The sequence below is a fragment of the Pseudomonas sp. 15C genome, assembly GCF_055484735.1.
Window position 1 is genome coordinate 19,819 of record NZ_JBUDGD010000040.1, and the last position, 16,773, is coordinate 36,591.

Here is a 16,773-nt window from a genome sequence, read left to right on the forward strand (position 1 = left end):
GCTGTGGTTGGCATGGCCTGAGAATCGTCGGGTTCGTCGTCCGCTGCCTCCAGTTCCTTTCGGGTTTCGAGGATTGCCTGACGAATCTCCTTACCCTTGATCGGGCAGTTGAGCAATTGGGCAATTCGGTCGACTCGTTGTGTCATGCCAGCCTCTGGCGCACTGAAAAGTACCTTAATAGTGCGCGCTTTTTCCTGCTCAGGCCAATGCTCAGCGGTGATAACGCCGCACCGCGCTGCTGTTGCGCAGCACATGGCCTTTGATTTTTTCCATCAGCTCGGCGCGCGTCAGGCCGGCGGGCAAGGCGTCGGGGGCCAGATCCAGAGCATAGATCTGGATGATGTAGTGGTGCGCGCTATCGCCCACGGGCGGGCATGGGCCCATGTAATGGGTGTTGCCTTTGCTGTTGGTGCCGCCGACGCCTTCGAGGGCGGATTTGGCGCCGACGCCGGCGGCGATCTGGCGGGTCGCGGGTTTGATGCCGTAGTGAATCCAGTGATCGACACCCAGGCCTTTCTGGCCGTCCGGGTCATGCATGACGATGGCGTAGCTCTGGGTTCCGGCCGGGCCGGCGTTCCAGCTCAGCGCGGGCGACTGATTCTTGCCGCCGCAACCCGGGGCGTCGCTGGCGGCGGCCGAGGTGAACAGGCGGTTATCGGAAACCCCCGGGATGCTCAGGGTGAAGCGTTCCTGGGCCTGCGCCGGAAACTGCACGCAAAGGGCGACGGCAACGGCCGCCAGCCAAGGGTTGAGAGAGGTCAATCGGGTCATTCCGGGAGCACCTTGTGCAGTGGGGCCGTCGTCGGCCTGCAAACTATAGCCGTACCGTTCGTGCCGTGGCAGTAGCAATTGGCTGAACCTCGAAATGCCGCACGCGTTCACAAGAAAAATGCCTGTGAGGAAACCACCATGCCCCTGCACCGTGTCGCCCGTTTCGCCGATGTTCCGCAAGATCGAGGCCTGCAAGTGGAAATCGGCGACTGCAAGATCGTGCTGTTGCGGACCAACGGCCAATTGCGCGCGTTTCAGGGGCTGTGTCCGCATGCCGGTGCGCCGTTGGCGGAGGGCGCGTTGTGCCATGGGCGGTTGATCTGCCCATGGCATAAAGCCGCGTACCGCGCCGAGGATGGTGCCCTGTGCGAGCCGCCTTCACTGGACAGTCTCAAGCGTTATCCTCTGGAGTTGCGCGACGATGAAGTGTGGGTCGATGACCAGCCGCTGCACGATCCACACATGCCGCCTGCCGACGATCCGCGAACGTTTGTGGTGGTCGGAGCCGGTGCGGCAGGAACCGCGTGTGCAGCCGCGCTGCGGGAGAAAGGTTTTGGCGGACGAATTGTACTGGTCGACGGCGAAGCGGATGCCGGCTACGACCGTACGGTGCTGAGCAAATTCGTTCTCGCCGGCGAGATGTCGCCAAAAGAAGTACCGCCCTTGCGTGATCAGGCGTTCTACCAAGCGCAGCGCATCGAACGGGTGCAAGGCGAAGTCAGCTCACTCGACGCACCGAGTAAAACCCTTCATTTGAACAACGGCGGAGTTCTGCGTTACGACGCTGCGGTACTGGCTACCGGCGGCGCGCCGAACCCGCTGAAGCTGCCCGGCGCCGATCTGGCCAATGTCTTCGTGCTGCGCTCGAAAACCCACGTCGAACAGATCATCGGCGCCGCTCAAGCAGATCAGCGCGCGGTGATCATCGGCGACAGCTTCATCGCACTCGAATGCGCTTCGGCGCTGCGTCAGCACGGCCTCGACGTCACGGTACTGGCCCGTCATGCGACGCCTTTTGCCAAGCAATTTGGCGAAGCCGTGGGCAAGGCGATTCGCGCATTGCACGAGGCGCATGGGGTGAAGTTCATCACTGATCATGAGGCCACGGAAATTCTTGGTGAGGATAGGGTCGAGGCGGTGCTGCTGGACAACGGTCTGCGCCTCACGGCTGATTTGGTGCTCGCCGGGATCGGCGTACACCCGGCCACCGAAGCGTTCGCGTCATTGCCCAGGGAAGACGACCAATCATTGCGCGTCGATGGCGGCATGCGCGTGAGCGAAGGGTTATGGGCCGTGGGTGATATCGCCACGTTCCCGCTGAACGGCCAGCCGCAACGCATCGAACACTGGCGCCTGGCGCAACAACACGCGCGCATCGCGGCCGCCAACATGCTCGGAGGCGATGAGCATTACCTGGATGTGCCGTATTTCTGGACCTTCCACTTTGGCAAGAACTACGACTATCTGGGTCACGCCGAGGCGTGGGATGAAGTCGAATTTGATGGCGAGCCGGAGAAACCGCCGTTCATTGGCCTGTTCGCCAATGACGGCGTTGTGGTCGCGGCGGTGGCGTGCGACAGGCAACGCGCGATTGCGCTGCTTGCCGAGCGGATGAAACAGCCGCTTTCGATGGCTGAAGCGTGGAAGCTGATTCGCGATTAACACCGATCGTTCCCACGCTCCGCGTGGGAACGATCGGACTTGATCAACGGATCAGGGTTTCGCGCTGGTCGTCATCTTCGGCATGCAGAAAGATCACTCGCGGATGCTCCAGCGGCGCCAGCGGTGGCGGCAGCTCTGACGGTTGTACCGGCCAGAAATGCGTTTCTACATGACTGATGTCGCCGTCCTGATCGTTGTGGATGGTCATCACCCCCGGCGTGCGCAGTTTCTGCAATCGGTCATCACACAGCTTGAAGCTCTTGCTCAGCCCTTGATCGTCGATCACTGGCGAGGGCAAACGGCGCTGGGCAAAGCTGCGGCTTTTACGCTGTTGATAACGCGCCCAGCCAATCAGCACCACCGCATTGGCCAGCGCCACCCATAAATAGATCTGCAATGTGCCCAGCGCATCGAACGCCGAGTTGTCGATGCGCGGCCCGCCGACGTGCGTTTCGACCAGCGGCCACAGGCCGCGAATCAGCAGGAACAGCAGGCCGATCCACGCCACCAGCGTGACCAGCACATCGATCACGAGCAGCAAGGGTCGCTGGCGGGTCCGGATGATTTTCATTTGATGACCTCCTCTTCGTCGTCGCCGATCGGTTTGATACCCCTGTCAGGACTGACCCAGCGCGCACGTTGCTGATGTTGGCCAAACAAGACTTTGGGGAAGCTGACCAGCGTGGTCAGCAGGCTGACGAACCAGAACGCGACCGGGTACCAGACCACCCAGAACATGGTCTTGCCCAAACCCGGCTCGTAGCGGCGGTCAATAATGATGCTGACGGCAAACTGCACCAGGCAGACGAACGCCAGCAGCAACCCGGTGAATGCCGGCGGCATCAAGTGATGCACAGCGATCGCTTCAGGCATGACCACGAACTTGCCCACGCCCCAGAAAATCACCGAGAGCAGGAAGGTGAACGCCCATCCGGTCGACAGGCAGTATTCGAACAGCAGCGGCCACAGGTAACGATGGCGGTACTGCCAGATGCCACGGATGTTTTTGAACAGCACTTCGGCACCGCCCTGAGCCCAGCGCAGGCGCTGCTTCCACAGGCCGCCGAGGGTTTCCGGCATCAGAATCCAGCACAGCGCGCGCGGTTCATAAAAGATGCTCCAGTGATCGAGTTGCAGCTTCCAGCTGATATCGATGTCTTCGGTGATCATGTCCGGGCTCCAGTAGCCGACCCGGTTCAGCGCCGTACGACGGAACGCGACAATGACTCCGGACACGGTAAAGATCCGCCCGAACACCCGTTGCGTGCGTTTGATCAGGCCGATGATCGACGAGAACTCGCCGACCTGAACCCGCCCGACCAGCGTCGAACGCGTGCGGATCCGTGGGTTGCCGGTCACCGCGCCAAGGCGGGCGTTATCCAGCATCGGAGCGACCAGATAAGCCGCGGTGTTTGGCGCCAGCAACGCGTCGCCGTCAATGCACACCAGGTACTCGCTGCGCGCGGCGATTGCACCCATGCGCAGGGCCACGGCTTTGCCCTGGTTCTCCGCCAGATGCAGCACGCGCAGGCGTGGATCTTCCTTGGCCAGCGCATCGAGGACTTCGGCGGTGTTGTCCCTGGAACCGTCGTTGATCGCGATGACTTCGATGTTCGGATAATGCTGGGCCAGTGCCGCGTGAATGGTGTCAGCGGCGTTTTCACCTTCGTTGTAGCAAGGGATCAGGATCGAAATCAGCGGCTCGCCTGCCAGCGGCGGTGGCAAGGTGTCGTCCTTCCATGGCCAGTGGCGCTCCCAGTGCAGCCAGAAATACAGGCCGCCGGCAATCCACAGGCCCGACATGAACAGCGGGTAGAAGAACACGAAGTCCATCAGGAACTGCCCGGTGACCAGGAAGATCAGGCCCAGCGGCACGCCGAGGACGAGCGCCAGAACCAGCAGGGCTAACAGTCTATCCAGCATCTCAGGGATTCCATTTGTTGGAGAGCGCAGGCCGTACGGTTTTCAGGTCCGGCAGGTTGTCGAGAAAATTGTCCGGGTAATAACCGAAGCTGGTCGCGCCCTGACGCTTGAGACGGCCCATCCAGTCGGCCAGCTGCGCAGCGTCGATATCGGCCTGGTCCTTCTTGGTCCAGTCCCGCGCCTGCAATTCGAAGACGGTGCGGTTCAGCGCGCCGGGACGTTTGCTGACAGTGGCGACCAATCTCTCCAGCCACGGGCCCGACTCTGCCTGGGTCTGTTTTTCCATCAGCGGCATCGCCATCGGCGCGGTCCAGTCGTAGGTCGCGAGGAAGTCATCGAGGTTCTGCGCGAACCAGGCTTCGCTGTCGGGGTTGAGCATCGGTTCGGCAAAAATGTTGCGCGCGGTCTGCACTTGCGGACCGCGAATAGCGCGGACCTTGGCCGTCAGCTCGTTGGTGAAATCGATGAGGTAGCGGCTCTTGAAGCGCGTCCAGCGTTGCATCGCTGCCGGGTCATCGCGCAGCGCGGCAATCGAACCCGGCAGACCCTGAGCGGCGTAGGCTTTCAGCGCTTGCGGACCGGCGTCTTCGAAGTCCGAAAGCACCGCGTCATCGTGGTAGAGAATGCCGTCGACCGAGGTCAGTCGCGCCACGTCCTCGTAGATTTCGCCGATAATGCGCCGCACTTCCGGATCGAACGGTGACAGGCGTTTGTACTGATCAGGATCCACCGAAGTGGTGGCAGTTTTCGGGTCCCAGCGCGTCACTCGCGGCAGCTTCGCGTCCAGCTCGAAGCTGAGCACCGGCATCCACGCGTAGACTTTTACGTGAGCCCGGGTACGCAACTGCCAAGCGACACGGTCGAACAGATCGGCGCGCATCGGCAAGTGACGATTGGGGAAATACAGCGAGTGCACCAGACCGTCGCCCTTGGGATCGGCGAAGGCCTGCAGGAACACCGTATTGGCGCCCAGGTCGGCCATGCGCTGCACCAGTTTGCCGAGGTTGATGTCCTGCTGTGCCGGGTCCGGGTCGTAGACATTGTCCAGATCGACATGCACCACGCGCATGGCCTGCTGCGCCTGCACACCGACCACGCTGTTGGCGAAATGCTCGCCGTCCGGGTCGGAGGCCACCAGGAAACGCGGGCTGCTCATCAGGTTATCGAGGGCGTCGAGACCATCGTCCAGCGTCAAGGCCATTTCGTAGCCTTCCTCACCGACCACCGTCAGTGACGTGCCGTCCGCCGCACCATACGGCCAGACCCACACCCGCGGTTTCTTGCCGGTGGCCTTGCGGATCTTCTCGGAAATATTACTCACGTCGGTGCGAATCCGTGCGCGGAAATCAGCTTCGGATTCATAGCGTTTGGTGACCGGGTCGTAGCGTCGGGCCGCGGCCGCCGGCTGCAGGTTACCCTGCGGGTTGGCGAGGATACCCTTGTGGTTGGCGTCAGTGTGCGCGGCGATTTCCACCAGACCGGATTGCGAGATCTCGCGCACCTGATCCCAGGTCAGGAAGTCGGAACGTGCACGCGGCGTGCCGGCGAAATCCACCGGTTGAGTGAGCGGCGTGTCGACCCAGCTGCCGACCGGCGCCAGCAGTGCGTGCCATTTATAAGCGCGCAGCACCGGCAGTACGCGAGTGTAAAAGCTCGCATAACCGTCGTCGAAACTCAGCAGCACGGCTTTTGCCGGCAGCTCCGGGCCACCCTTGCGTGCGGCCATGATCTGGTCGACCGTCACCGGTTGGTAGCCGTTTTCGCGCAGCCACGCCAGTTGTTCGATCATGCGCTCGGTGCGTACCGCCACCACGGCCTGATCGGGATCAAGGTCTTCGACATCGTGATAGGCGATTCCAAAAACATGGTTTTTCGGCCATGGCTTTTCACTGGCCACCACCGGACGTTCGGAGGGGGGCGTGAAAGCCGGGGCTTGCTGGGCGCAGGCGCTGATCAGCAGCGCTCCCAGCAGAAGTATCAAACGCGAGATAAAAGGCATCTTAAAACTCTTCTAGAAGCGGAAAGTGAGGTCGACGAGCAGACGCAGATCAGTCTCTCGATCTCCGTCGTAGGGCCGGTTGATCACACTGAACAGGCCGCCGACCTCGAACACGTCGTTCCATGCATAGCGTTGGCCATAGCCGAGCAGGGCCATGCCGCCGGTGCCGTGATCACGCTGACTGTAAGTCCCCGCGCCCGCCTGGAATTGCTGGCTCCAGGCCGTTTCGTAGCGGTGGTAGAGCACGTGATTGACGTTGACCAGCGGCATCACGCTGAAGTCGGATTTGGGATTGAAGTACGGCACGTCATCGGATTGCGAGTTGTGGCTGGTGCCGACTTCCAGCCCCGCATCGACCTGCAGTTTCGGCGAGCTATAGACCCCCTCACGACCGGTCAGCAAGGCTTCGACGCGGTTATTGCCATCGCTGAAGTGCGACGGGCTCACCGACAGGCGCCACTCGCGGCTTTCATTGGCGCGCCAGCGCAGGAACGCGCTGCCACCATTGGCCTTGATATCGCTGTTGAGTGCGCGCAGCGGCGTTTCGGCCGACAGGTATTCGAGGCTGCCGCCGTACTGCCAGTGATCATTGATGTCACGGGCGAGCGCCAGCCGTGCACCCTGCTTGTCGCCGAAACCGTAGTCGTGACTGGACACTTCGGCTTCAAGGGTCATGTCACGGGTGCGCCGCTCCAGACCGACACGCTGGAAGCGATGGTGACCGGTGCCCTCAGCGAAATCGCCGGTGGCGTAACCGAGGCCGGCGAACACGCGCCAGTCTTCATTGATCGGCGGGCTGTACAGGGTGCTCTGGATGCCGAAGTCGCGACTGCCACTGACCGCACCGGCATCGCCACTGCCGCCGCCGTTGGCCTTGCCGCCGTAGGCTTCGACGCGCAATTCGGCCATGTCGTGGACTTCGCGCTCACGGGCCAGACGTTGCACCTGGCGGTTGTCCGGGTTACGCGCCAGCACGTCGCCGACCAGCGCATCGTTCTGCCGCCACTCCTGCAATTCCATGGCGGTGCGCGCTTGCGCCACTTCCAGACCGATGTCGCGCGGCGCGATACTTTCGGTTTCCTTGAGCTGGTTTTCCGCGCGGCGTGGCCATTGCCGGGCCAGATACAGATCGGCCTGAGCCAGACGCAAACCGACGTTGCCCGGCGCCTGATCGACCAGGGTTTGCAAGCGTTCCTCGCCGTGGGGCAGATCGGCGCCGTAGGTGCCGGCCTGCGCTGCCAGTTGCTGGGCGTCTATCCATTCATCGTTGGGATTGCCAATCGGCAGGCCCTTGAGCTCGACGCGCGGGCGCTGTGACTTGGCGAGGTCTTCGGCGACCTTGCGCGCTTCTTCGGCACGATCGCTTTCCAGCAATGAGTAATACAGTGCGGTGGTGTCTTCGAGGCGATCGCCGCTATCGGCGTCCGGTGCCGAGAGCACCTGGCGATACAGGTCGGTGGCGATTTCCGGCTGACGCTGATCCAGATAGGATGCCGCGACCCAGCGCAACGCGTAGGTGGGAATCTTCACGCCTTCGCCTTGCAGTTTCTGGTATTCGCTGATGACCTCAGCCGTGCGTGCTCGCGCCTTGAGCGCGCCCATGCGGTCGATGCGCCAGCGGATCACGTCGTCGTGAGCCGTGGCGTCCGGCGTCCAGGTGGCGAGCAACTGGTCGTAATCGGCCAAGGCGCGGTCAGCAATGACGTAACGCTCTTTTTCGCTGCGCGTGGCGAGTTCGGCGAGGCGCACGCGTTCGGCAGCCAGATCGCCTTCCAGGCGGCGCAAGGTGACCGGATCGATCAGCCCCGGACGCTGTTTAGCGAGACGCAGCGCCGGCTCTGGCAAGCGCGCCTTTTGCAGCGCGACCACATACTCGCGGGCAACTTCCGGTTTGCTGCCGGCACGAATGAACGCCTGATCGTATTCGAACAAGGCGTCGTACTGCTTGCCGGCGCGGGTCAGCGCATAGCCCAGCGCGAGGCGCCGCGCAGGATCATCGGGTTTGGCGGCGACCAGCGCTTTGGCGCGTGTCACCGCTTCATCAGGTTTGCCGGCATCCGCCTGAGTCAGGGCCAGGCCCAGTTGCAGGTCGGCGTTGTCCGGCGCCAGGGCCAAGGCCTTGTTGTAGACCTCAGTGGCTTTATCCCAGCGCTTGAGGTTGCGATAGGCCCGCGCGGTGGCCGTCAGCGCCTGCACCGGCAGCACGCGGTCGCGGCCCTGGGTCTCGTAGACCTGCACCACTTCGGCGTCGAGTCCGGCCCAACTGGCGATTTGCAGGTGATCGCTGATCTGCCCGGTGCTCGCCTGACCCGGCGGCATCTGGCGAAGCAGCGTCAGCGCAGGCGTGTAATGCCCGACACGGGCGTCGCGCACCATCTGATCATAGGGTGTGTCGGCGAACGCCAGGGCCGGCCAGAGCAACTGGCTGCACAGCGCGACTCGAAACAAAGGGCGTAAACCACGATGTAATACAGAACCATCAATACGCGGCATTCGTCAGCATCCTTACATGGCCAGCCGGGTCGCGATGCCCCTCTTTGCCCATTCGTAACGGTGGCCAATGGCAACATCCATGGCCACGCTTAGTCAGGCAGTGTTGCACGCAAGCGTAGACCAGTTTTCGCAACGCAATAATTGTTCAGAATCCACGTAGTGCGGGGTAGGAGGCTGCGTAAATCCCGAACGCCAGACGGCAAAACGCCCGGCGCCTGTGGGTGACAGAGGCCGGGCGTTTCTATTGATGCCGCTCGATCACTGCACTTGCGTGACGCCGGCGAACTTGCTCATCAGGAAGCCGACGAACTGTTCAACGGTCATTTTCTGGCCGTTGAATTCGACCTGATTGGCCGCGTAATGCAGCTTGGTCACCACGTTGGTGCCGTCGACCACCGCCAATTGCGAACCGACGGCCATGCCAGCAAACATGTCTGCTGCTTCCTTGGACTGATCGACAATGGCTTTGGCGTCAGTCTGACCATCCAGTTGCGCTTGCACGCTGAGCAGATCGACCAGCATCGGTTTCGATACCTGAATATTCAGGTCCAGCAGAGCGATTAGTTGCTTGCCCAGTTGATCCGGTGGCAGATCCATCGACTGCGGCTTGGTCAGGTCAATGACCAGATTGGCGCGGCTTTCGCCGTTGGCGGTGTTGAACGAGAGGTTCTCCAGCGCCAGTTGCGGGCCGGCGGCGAGCAGTTTCTGCAGGTCGGCTTTGACCTGCGCGTTTTCCGCTTCGGTCAGGTTCAGCTCCGGTGCCGGCAAACCCTGAGCGGCCGCTTCGGCGGCAGCTTTTTCATAAGGCTGCAGCTTGGTCTGGTAGATCTGCATCAGCGACATCGTCGACGGAATGTCGAGGTTCTTCAGGCTCATGGCCATGGCCGCCGAGCCGACTTTCTTGTCGTTGAGGGTCACTTCGCCAATCTTGTAGTCAGCGCGGCCGGAAGCATTGCTGGCGTTTTCTTCGGTGCGGTTCTTCATTTCGAAGTTCTTCACACCCAGCACCATCGGCTGCGCACCGAAGGTGGTTTTGCTGCTGGTCACTTCCAGGGTGTTTTCCCCGGTGTAGTAGCCATAGCTGCTTTTGGCGAGGTTGCTGGCCAGGGTCAGCCCGTTGATTTCGACCTGCACCGGTGTCTGGTCTTCGGCCACGGTGACCAGTTTCAGGTTGTCCATGTAACCGTCCGCCTTGACCTTCTGCGCCTGGGCGCTGGCGGAAATGTCCATGGTCAGGCCGGAAAATTTCAGGTTCGACTGTGCATCCAGCGCGGTTTCGAACGGCACCAGGTCCAGCGTGCTGGTGGTCGATTCGTCGTAGCCGATGTTGGTCACACCTTTGAGCGGCGCGGCGCCCTTGGTCGCGGCGAACCATTTTTCAGTGGTCGGGCTCCTCTCCAGCTCGTAGTTGCTGGTGGCCATGACCGGCAGCCACTTCAACGACACCAGACGCGAGAATGGCAGCGGGCCGTGCTCGATGTGGTCGACGAACAGCAACTCGACCTGTGCATCGCCGAACATCTCGCCCTCGCCTTTGAGGCGGTAGTGCGCGGTGCTGGTGAACGTGTGGCGCTCCAGCGACACCAGTTCCAGAGACGCCGTGCCGTTGGAGCCGGCCATGGCGGTCTGCAGCTCTTTGTTGGCGTTGCTGACGGCGTTGTTCAGCACGCCCTCGATCTTGGTCCCGGTGTACCAGGCCCCGCCCGCGCTGATCGCGCCGATGGCAACAACAATTCCGAGAAGCACGCCTGCTGATTTATTCATGAATGACCTGATCGATTTCCGTGGCTGTGAGTGTGGTCGTCTTCCCTGAACCCGTGACCGGGTCGCGGCTCGACTGCGCTGAATTCAGCGGTGGAGATTAGCACCGGGCGCGGGAACCGGCCCAATGTTTAAAGGTTAAAGAGTGTCCATGGGGGGAATGGACAGTGAGCAGGCAGTGAGAGTTTCGCGGTTAGCGAAGCCGCCATCGCTAGCAGGCTAGCTACCACAGGGGATGAGCGGTAAACACAAACCCCGGTGGGAGCTGGCTTGCCAGCGATGAGGCCAGGTGATTCAGCCGAGCATCAGGAATATTCAGCCTCGATCTCATCGAGTTGATGATCAAAGCTTTTGAGCCGCGCCGTCCAGGTATAAACCAGCACTTCAAAGTCACGATCGATCACCGCGCCCTCTGGCCCCTCGGCGCGTGGGTCGCAGAAATCCAGTTGATAGCGTTCGCGGGCCATGGCGGTGGCAACGTCGGACAGTTCACGGGCGTTGTTCAGCCAGTGCCAACCCTCGTCGGCGATCTGCTTGTCGAGTTCAAGGCACTGTTTCTTCAGGGCATCGAGGCTTTTTTCCAGCGGAGTGCCGGTGAGTTCGCCCATGACTTCGGCGAAGGTGCGCCCGGGCTGCCAGTAGCTGCCCCAGAAATAGCGGTCGAACACGGTTTCGACCCGGCGCAGGGCGACTTTGGTGTCCCAGATCAGCACCAGGACCTTGCCTTGTTCCAGTTGGCGTTTCTTGACCCGCTGCACCTGAACCGAGGCCCACGCGACCACGACGATCGCCATGACCGCGATCAGCGCCACAGCACTGTCGAGGAAGATCATGGCCGTGTCGATCTGGTGGGCCAGCATGATGCCGTAGAAATAGGTGGCCGATAGCAGCACCAGCGCTATCAAGGCGCACCAGAAGCCCAGAGCATAAGGGTTTTTCATTATTGGTTTCCCCCGGACCAGCGCCAGCGATGCGTGCAGAAGGCGCGCTTTGCACGGGGCGCGCCTCCAACACTTCAAAGCATAGCAATGACCTCAGGGTTTGCCGGGACTTGAAGCGTGCGTTCGTCCGCTTTCCCAGCCGCCGCCCAGGGCGAGGAACAAATCGATCTGGCTCATCGCGACTTGCGTGTTGGCGGCGGCCAGTTGCGCGGTGACATCGGTGTAGGTGCGGGTCGCTTGCAGGTCGGCGAGGAACGACTCGCGGCCGGCCTGGAAAAAGCGGTGCGTCTGCTCGGCGGCCAGTTTTGCCGACTGCTCGGCCTCGGCCAATGCGTCGCGGCGTTGCAGCAGCGCACTGTACTGGGCCAGGCCGGTCTGGGTTTCACGGATGGCGTTGAGCACCACGCCGTCGAAATGCGCCAGCGCGCCCTGGGTATTGGCCTCGGCTTCGCGGATGCGCGCGCGGGCGCCGTTGGTCGGCACTTTCCAGTTCAGCGACGGGCCAAAGCCCCAGCGGTTGGTCGACGGATCACCGAGGTCATCGATGATGCCGACCGTGCCGATGGTCGCGCCGATGCTGATGTCCGGGTACAACTCACCGGTGGCGATGCCGATCCCGGCCGTGGCCGCGGCCAGACGCCGTTCGGCCTGACGGATATCCGGGCGCCGCTTGAGCAATGCGGCGCCGTCACCGACTGGCAGCAACTGAGCGATTTTCGGCAGCTCGGCGCAACTGGCGGTGCCCGCCGGTAGTTGATCGACCGGTTTGGCCAGCAGCATCGACAGACGGAACAAACCGGCCTGACGCGCCGCTTCGTAGCGCGGCATGTCGGCGCGCAGGGACTTGAATTGGGTTTGCGAACGGGTGACCTGAGTTTCGTCGCCACGCCCGGCGTCCCGCAAACGCTGGATCAACGAGGTGCTTTGCGATTGCAGATCCAGGGAATGCTGAGCGATCTCGCGCTCTTCATTGGCGGCACAGATTTGGGTGTAGGCGCGCACAACGTCGGCAACCAATGTGATGCGCGCGGTATCGGCGGCGGCCTGGGTCGCGTCGGCGTTGGCTTTTGCCGCTTCGATACCACGTTGCAGCGTGCCCCACAGATCGAACTGATACGAGGCGCTGATGCCGATATCGGCAATGTTGGCCACCGGCACTTTTTCCGGCAGCAAAAATGCCTGTCCGGATTCCTGCAAACGCTGGGCACCCATTTTCACCCCACCGCTCCAGCCGCCCGCCGCTTCGGCCTCATCGACCTGCGCCCGCGCGCGTTGCAGGTTGGCTGCCGCCACGCGCAAATCGGTGTTGGAGGCCATGGCCTGCTGCACCAGCTGATCCAGACGCGGATCCTGGTACAGCCGCCACCAGTCCGCCGGCACCGGCGCCGAGACCACCGGTTTGCCGGCCACCGTCAGTTCGCCCTGAATGTCCTTGCGCTGAATCGCCGCGTCGTCAGGCACCTGATAATCCGGCCCGACCACCTGACACGCCGACAACATCAGGCCGAGCCCGGCGATGATCAGCGCCCTGCTCATTGCGCAGGCTCCCGCTGTTGATCATCCTCAATGATCGACACCGTGGCCGTGCGTCCGGCGATCATGCGGAAATCTGCCGGCACCTCATCAAAGGCGATACGCACCGGAATCCGCTGCGCCAGGCGCACCCAGCTGAACGCCGGGTTGACGTTGGGCAACAGGTTGCTGCCGCTGGTGCGGTCGCGGTCTTCGATGCCGGCAACGATGCTTTCGACGTGGCCGCGCAGTCTGGCGCGGTCGCCGATCACGCGGATGTCCACCGACTGACCAACGTGTATGCCGTCGAGTTTGGTTTCTTCGAAGTAGCCGTCGATGTGGAAGGAGTTGCTGTCGACCACCGACAACACCGGCCGCCCGGCGGTGACGAACTCCTGTGGACGCGGCGCGCGGTCGTTGACGTAACCGTCGACCGGGCTGCGGATCACCGAACGGTCGAGGTTGAGCTGCGCGCTGTCCACCGCCACCAACGCCTCGGCCAGCGCCGATTGCGCACGGGCTACGCGCGACTGGCTTTCTTCCAGTTGCTCGGCCGGCACCAGGTTGCCCAAGCCACGGTTACGCTTGGCTTCACGCTGCGCCTGGGCAAGGGTTTCTTCGCGATCGGCGACAGCAGCCTTGGCCTGACGCAGGGCCAGTTTGAAACGGTCCTGGTCGATGCTGAACAACACCTGGCCGCGCTTGATCAGCTGGTTGTCCTTCACTTCCACCTGCTGGATCAGCCCGGACACGTCCGGGGCAATCTGGATGATGTCGGCGCGGATGTGGCCGTCGCGGGTCCACGGCGCAAACATGTAATACATCACCATGCGCCAGACGAGGACCACGGCGAAGGTCACGATCAGCAGGGTCAGGACCACGCGACCAATAGTCAGAAACGGTTTTTTCATGTCATCAGGTATCGACTGAGTGAGTCCACGCCGTACAGCAGCACGGCATAGAGCGCCACGTTGAACAATGCCCGGTGCCAGACCAGACGGTAAAAGTGCAGGCGTTGCAGCACGCCATGCACCAGCAAAAACAACACGTAAGTGATGCCCATCAAAACCAGCAGCGTCGGCAGAAAAATGCCGCTGATGTCCAGGTCACCGATCATAGGGGCGCTCCATCGGGCAGCGGTTCTTCGGGCTCGGCGCTGGAGACGAATTCGACGCCCGGCAACAAGGCCAGACGCAAACCGCTCAAGGCGTGCAGCAAGTGCAGGCGGGTTTCATCGTCGCCCTGGCCACTGAGCGCGCGGCGGGTACGGTCGAGGGTCATCAGCAGACCGCTCGGCGCTGGCAGGCGTTCGCCAGCCTTGAGGCAGGCGCGGAAATACTCGCCGACCTCGCTGACCACTTGCTGCAGCAAGGCCTTGGGCGCACCGCTCACCCGCGGGGTGTAGGCCAGCAAATCGAGCATATTCAGCCCCACGCGCACTTCACGCATCGCAATCCCGGTGTCTTGCCCTGTCAGGGCCAGACGCGGCAAATGCTGCATGAGCCGATCAAGCAGTTGCACGCCCAGTTGCCGGTGCTCGGCAAGGTTGGCCGGCTCGGTCATGCGCACGATGTCCTTCCAGCTGAAACGAGTCAGACGCTTGGCCGCGAGTTCCGCGCCGAACGGCCGCGCCACCAGGGTCCAGATGAAAGCGAACAGCAGGCCGATCGGCCCTGCCAGGTTGGAGTTCACGAAGGCGAAAAAGTCGGCATCGTAAGCGCCTTGAATGCTGATGAACGACGAGGTGTTGACCAATGTCAGCAGCATCCCGAGGTAGAAACGCGGCTGTACGGTCAGTGTGCCGACGCAGATGAACGGCACGGAAAACGCCAGCACCAGCATCGGGAAATCATGCAGGTTGGGCAGGATCAAAAACAGATAAAGACTGGCGAACAGCACTGACATGCCGGTCCAGAAAAAGAACCGGTAGATCTGCGGTGCCGGGTCATCCATCGAGGCGAAGAAACTGCACGCGACCGCCGCGAGAATCACCGCACTGCCGCCGTCCGGCCAGCCGAGCAGGATCCACAACACTGAAGCGACGATGATCGCCAGAATCGTCGAAGCCGCCGAATACAGCATCAACCCGCGATCGATAAACGGCGTCAACCGGCCGAGGCGCCAGTGGCGATACACCGCACGCCAGCTGTCCTGGCGTTCGCACAAAATCGCGTCCTGCAGACTGCGACAGTCCTGCCACAGATCGATAAATTCACCGAGGCGATACAGCGCGTTGGAGAACAGCACTTGTTTGCGATCTTCCAGCGCCGCAGCGCTCGGCTGTAAGGCCTCGAGCTGATCTTTCAGCGCTTGCCAGCGGTCGAGATTGGCATCTGCGTGGCTCAGCCATTCACGGGTCGCCGTCAACAGCGGCTGGAATTGTGCGACCAGTTCCGGGGTGCGCCGCTCAAGGGCATACAGCGAATCTTCCAGCGCATCGATCACCGGCAGCAGGTGGATCATCCGCCCGCGCAGTTCCTTGGTGTTGCGCACGGTCTGCGACCGCGCGCCTTCGTGGGGCAACTGGCCGATCATCAATTCGAGGCTGTTGAAATTGGCGACCATGGCCATGCGCAGAGCCGTGACTTCCTCAGGCTGTACATCGCGACTGAGAAATTTCTGGCTGTAGGTGGTGGCGTCGGCGAACCATTTGCTCACCGCATCGTTGAACACCGGTGCCAGGCGACGCGGCCAGAACATCGCCCCGACCACGGCAGCGACGGCGATGCCGAGAAAAATCTCTTCGGTCCGCGCCTCGGCCACATCCCATACCGCCAGCGGATTATCAACCACCGGCAGGGCGATCAGCGGCAAGGTATAGCCGGCGAGCATCAACGCGTAGCTGTTGGCGGTGCGCAGGTGCAAGGACATGAACAGCAGGATCCCGGTCCACAAGGCGATCACCACCACCAGGACATACGGGCTCTGCACGAACATCGGTACAAACAGCACCGCCGCTGTAGCACCGAGGAGCGTGCCGATCGCGCGGTACAACGCCTTGGAACTGGTCGGGCCGAGAAACGGGCTGGAAACGATATACACCGTGGCCATCGCCCAATACGGACGCGGCATTTGCATGAGCAGGGCGATGTACAGCGCAATCATCGACGCTGCAAAGGTACGGACCCCGTAGAACCAGTCCCGGGCCGGCGGAATGCCAGTGAAAAAACCGTTCAAGAATTGACCACCACAGGCGGGCTGGCCGCCTCAAAAGCCCTGAGTACCCGAAGCGTAGCTTCCAGATCGTCCCGATCGATGCCTTCGAGCACCTCGTGGCGCAAGCGCACCAGCTCGACCTCCACCGCTTGCACCAGCTCACGGCCGCGGTCAGTCAGACTCAGGCATTTGGCGCGGCGATCCTGAGCATCTTCGGTACGGCAGACGTAACCGGAATGACACAGCTGATCGAGCAGGCGCACCAGCGACGGGCTCTCCATGCCGGCAGCCTGAGCCACCTGAACCTGGCGCACACCTTCGCCAAGACGCCCGATCATCAACAATGGAACGGCGCAGGCTTCGGAAATTCCATAGTTCACCAGCGTGGTCTGGCAGATCTTCCGCCAATGCCGCGCGGCCACCACCATGGCGCTGCTGATGTTCATCTGGAGATTGTCGAGGGAATCGGACACGGGAAAACGGACACTGTTAGTTTGCTAACTATCAATATCGCATTGGAGAGGAAATTCAGTCAAGTTTTGAAACAAATCTCCC

General features: G+C 62.0%; 13 protein-coding genes. 1 reads left to right on the forward strand and 12 read right to left on the reverse strand.

Annotated elements, in window-relative coordinates; all coding sequences use genetic code 11:
- Positions 1-210: 210 nt before the first annotated feature.
- Positions 211-771 (reverse strand): YbhB/YbcL family Raf kinase inhibitor-like protein, encoded by a 561-nt coding sequence (locus tag ACYYKW_RS18960; protein WP_090288133.1) that lies wholly within the window; start codon positions 769-771, stop codon positions 211-213.
- Positions 772-909: 138 nt separating this feature from the next.
- Here ACYYKW_RS18960 and ACYYKW_RS18965 point away from each other — a divergent pair, with 138 nt between their 5' ends.
- Positions 910-2,433, forward strand: a complete 1,524-nt coding sequence (locus ACYYKW_RS18965; RefSeq protein WP_464990827.1) for an FAD-dependent oxidoreductase — start codon at positions 910-912, stop codon at positions 2,431-2,433.
- A 43-nt stretch (positions 2,434-2,476) separates the two neighbouring features.
- Here the strand turns inward: ACYYKW_RS18965 and pgaD are convergent, their stop codons facing one another.
- The 11 genes from pgaD to ACYYKW_RS19020 form a co-directional block, all read right to left on the reverse strand.
- Positions 2,477-3,004, reverse strand: a complete 528-nt coding sequence (gene pgaD / locus ACYYKW_RS18970; protein WP_336356181.1) for a poly-beta-1,6-N-acetyl-D-glucosamine biosynthesis protein PgaD — start codon at positions 3,002-3,004, stop codon at positions 2,477-2,479.
- On the reverse strand, positions 3,001-4,356 hold the full coding sequence (gene pgaC, locus ACYYKW_RS18975) for a poly-beta-1,6-N-acetyl-D-glucosamine synthase (RefSeq protein WP_464990828.1): 1,356 nt from the start codon (positions 4,354-4,356) through the stop codon (positions 3,001-3,003). Before pgaC ends, pgaD begins: the two co-directional genes overlap by 4 nt.
- Before the next feature lies 1 nt (position 4,357).
- Positions 4,358-6,355, reverse strand: coding sequence for a poly-beta-1,6-N-acetyl-D-glucosamine N-deacetylase PgaB (gene pgaB, locus ACYYKW_RS18980; protein ID WP_093095989.1), 1,998 nt, complete (start codon positions 6,353-6,355; stop codon positions 4,358-4,360).
- Positions 6,356-6,367: 12 nt separating this feature from the next.
- A complete protein-coding gene (gene pgaA, locus ACYYKW_RS18985; RefSeq protein WP_464990829.1) occupies positions 6,368-8,848 on the reverse strand; it encodes a poly-beta-1,6 N-acetyl-D-glucosamine export porin PgaA in 2,481 nt (826 codons plus the stop codon).
- A gap of 258 nt (positions 8,849-9,106) precedes the next feature.
- Entirely contained in the window at positions 9,107-10,612 is a 1,506-nt protein-coding gene (locus ACYYKW_RS18990; protein ID WP_464990830.1) for a YdgA family protein, read from the reverse strand.
- Positions 10,613-10,914: 302 nt separating this feature from the next.
- Positions 10,915-11,550, reverse strand: a complete 636-nt coding sequence (locus ACYYKW_RS18995) for an NADH:ubiquinone oxidoreductase subunit N (protein ID WP_464990831.1) — start codon at positions 11,548-11,550, stop codon at positions 10,915-10,917.
- A gap of 93 nt (positions 11,551-11,643) precedes the next feature.
- Positions 11,644-13,086 (reverse strand): efflux transporter outer membrane subunit, encoded by a 1,443-nt coding sequence (locus ACYYKW_RS19000; RefSeq protein WP_464990832.1) that lies wholly within the window; start codon positions 13,084-13,086, stop codon positions 11,644-11,646.
- Entirely contained in the window at positions 13,083-13,973 is an 891-nt protein-coding gene (locus ACYYKW_RS19005) for an efflux RND transporter periplasmic adaptor subunit (protein WP_093096007.1), read from the reverse strand. Before ACYYKW_RS19005 ends, ACYYKW_RS19000 begins: the two co-directional genes overlap by 4 nt.
- On the reverse strand, positions 13,970-14,179 hold the full coding sequence (locus tag ACYYKW_RS19010; protein WP_016772264.1) for a DUF1656 domain-containing protein: 210 nt from the start codon (positions 14,177-14,179) through the stop codon (positions 13,970-13,972). Before ACYYKW_RS19010 ends, ACYYKW_RS19005 begins: the two co-directional genes overlap by 4 nt.
- Complete coding sequence (locus ACYYKW_RS19015) at positions 14,176-16,239, reverse strand: FUSC family protein (RefSeq protein ID WP_464990833.1); 2,064 nt, start codon at positions 16,237-16,239, stop codon at positions 14,176-14,178. The genes ACYYKW_RS19010 and ACYYKW_RS19015 overlap by 4 nt, the downstream gene beginning before the upstream one ends.
- Positions 16,236-16,664: a MarR family winged helix-turn-helix transcriptional regulator gene (locus ACYYKW_RS19020; RefSeq protein ID WP_090288108.1), complete on the reverse strand. Its 429-nt coding sequence runs from the start codon at positions 16,662-16,664 to the stop codon at positions 16,236-16,238. The genes ACYYKW_RS19015 and ACYYKW_RS19020 overlap by 4 nt, the downstream gene beginning before the upstream one ends.
- Between the last annotated feature and the right edge of the window lie 109 nt (positions 16,665-16,773).

Coding starts and splice junctions, on each gene's coding strand:
- ACYYKW_RS18960 (WP_090288133.1), bottom strand. CDS start 771: ATGACCCGATTGACCTCTCTCAACCCTTGGCTGGCGGCCGTTGCCGTC.
- ACYYKW_RS18965 (WP_464990827.1), top strand. CDS start 910: ATGCCCCTGCACCGTGTCGCCCGTTTCGCCGATGTTCCGCAAGATCGA.
- pgaD (WP_336356181.1), bottom strand. CDS start 3,004: ATGAAAATCATCCGGACCCGCCAGCGACCCTTGCTGCTCGTGATCGAT.
- pgaC (WP_464990828.1), bottom strand. CDS start 4,356: ATGCTGGATAGACTGTTAGCCCTGCTGGTTCTGGCGCTCGTCCTCGGC.
- pgaB (WP_093095989.1), bottom strand. CDS start 6,355: ATGCCTTTTATCTCGCGTTTGATACTTCTGCTGGGAGCGCTGCTGATC.
- pgaA (WP_464990829.1), bottom strand. CDS start 8,848: ATGCCGCGTATTGATGGTTCTGTATTACATCGTGGTTTACGCCCTTTG.
- ACYYKW_RS18990 (WP_464990830.1), bottom strand. CDS start 10,612: ATGAATAAATCAGCAGGCGTGCTTCTCGGAATTGTTGTTGCCATCGGC.
- ACYYKW_RS18995 (WP_464990831.1), bottom strand. CDS start 11,550: ATGAAAAACCCTTATGCTCTGGGCTTCTGGTGCGCCTTGATAGCGCTG.
- ACYYKW_RS19000 (WP_464990832.1), bottom strand. CDS start 13,086: ATGAGCAGGGCGCTGATCATCGCCGGGCTCGGCCTGATGTTGTCGGCG.
- ACYYKW_RS19005 (WP_093096007.1), bottom strand. CDS start 13,973: ATGAAAAAACCGTTTCTGACTATTGGTCGCGTGGTCCTGACCCTGCTG.
- ACYYKW_RS19010 (WP_016772264.1), bottom strand. CDS start 14,179: ATGATCGGTGACCTGGACATCAGCGGCATTTTTCTGCCGACGCTGCTG.
- ACYYKW_RS19020 (WP_090288108.1), bottom strand. CDS start 16,664: ATGAACATCAGCAGCGCCATGGTGGTGGCCGCGCGGCATTGGCGGAAG.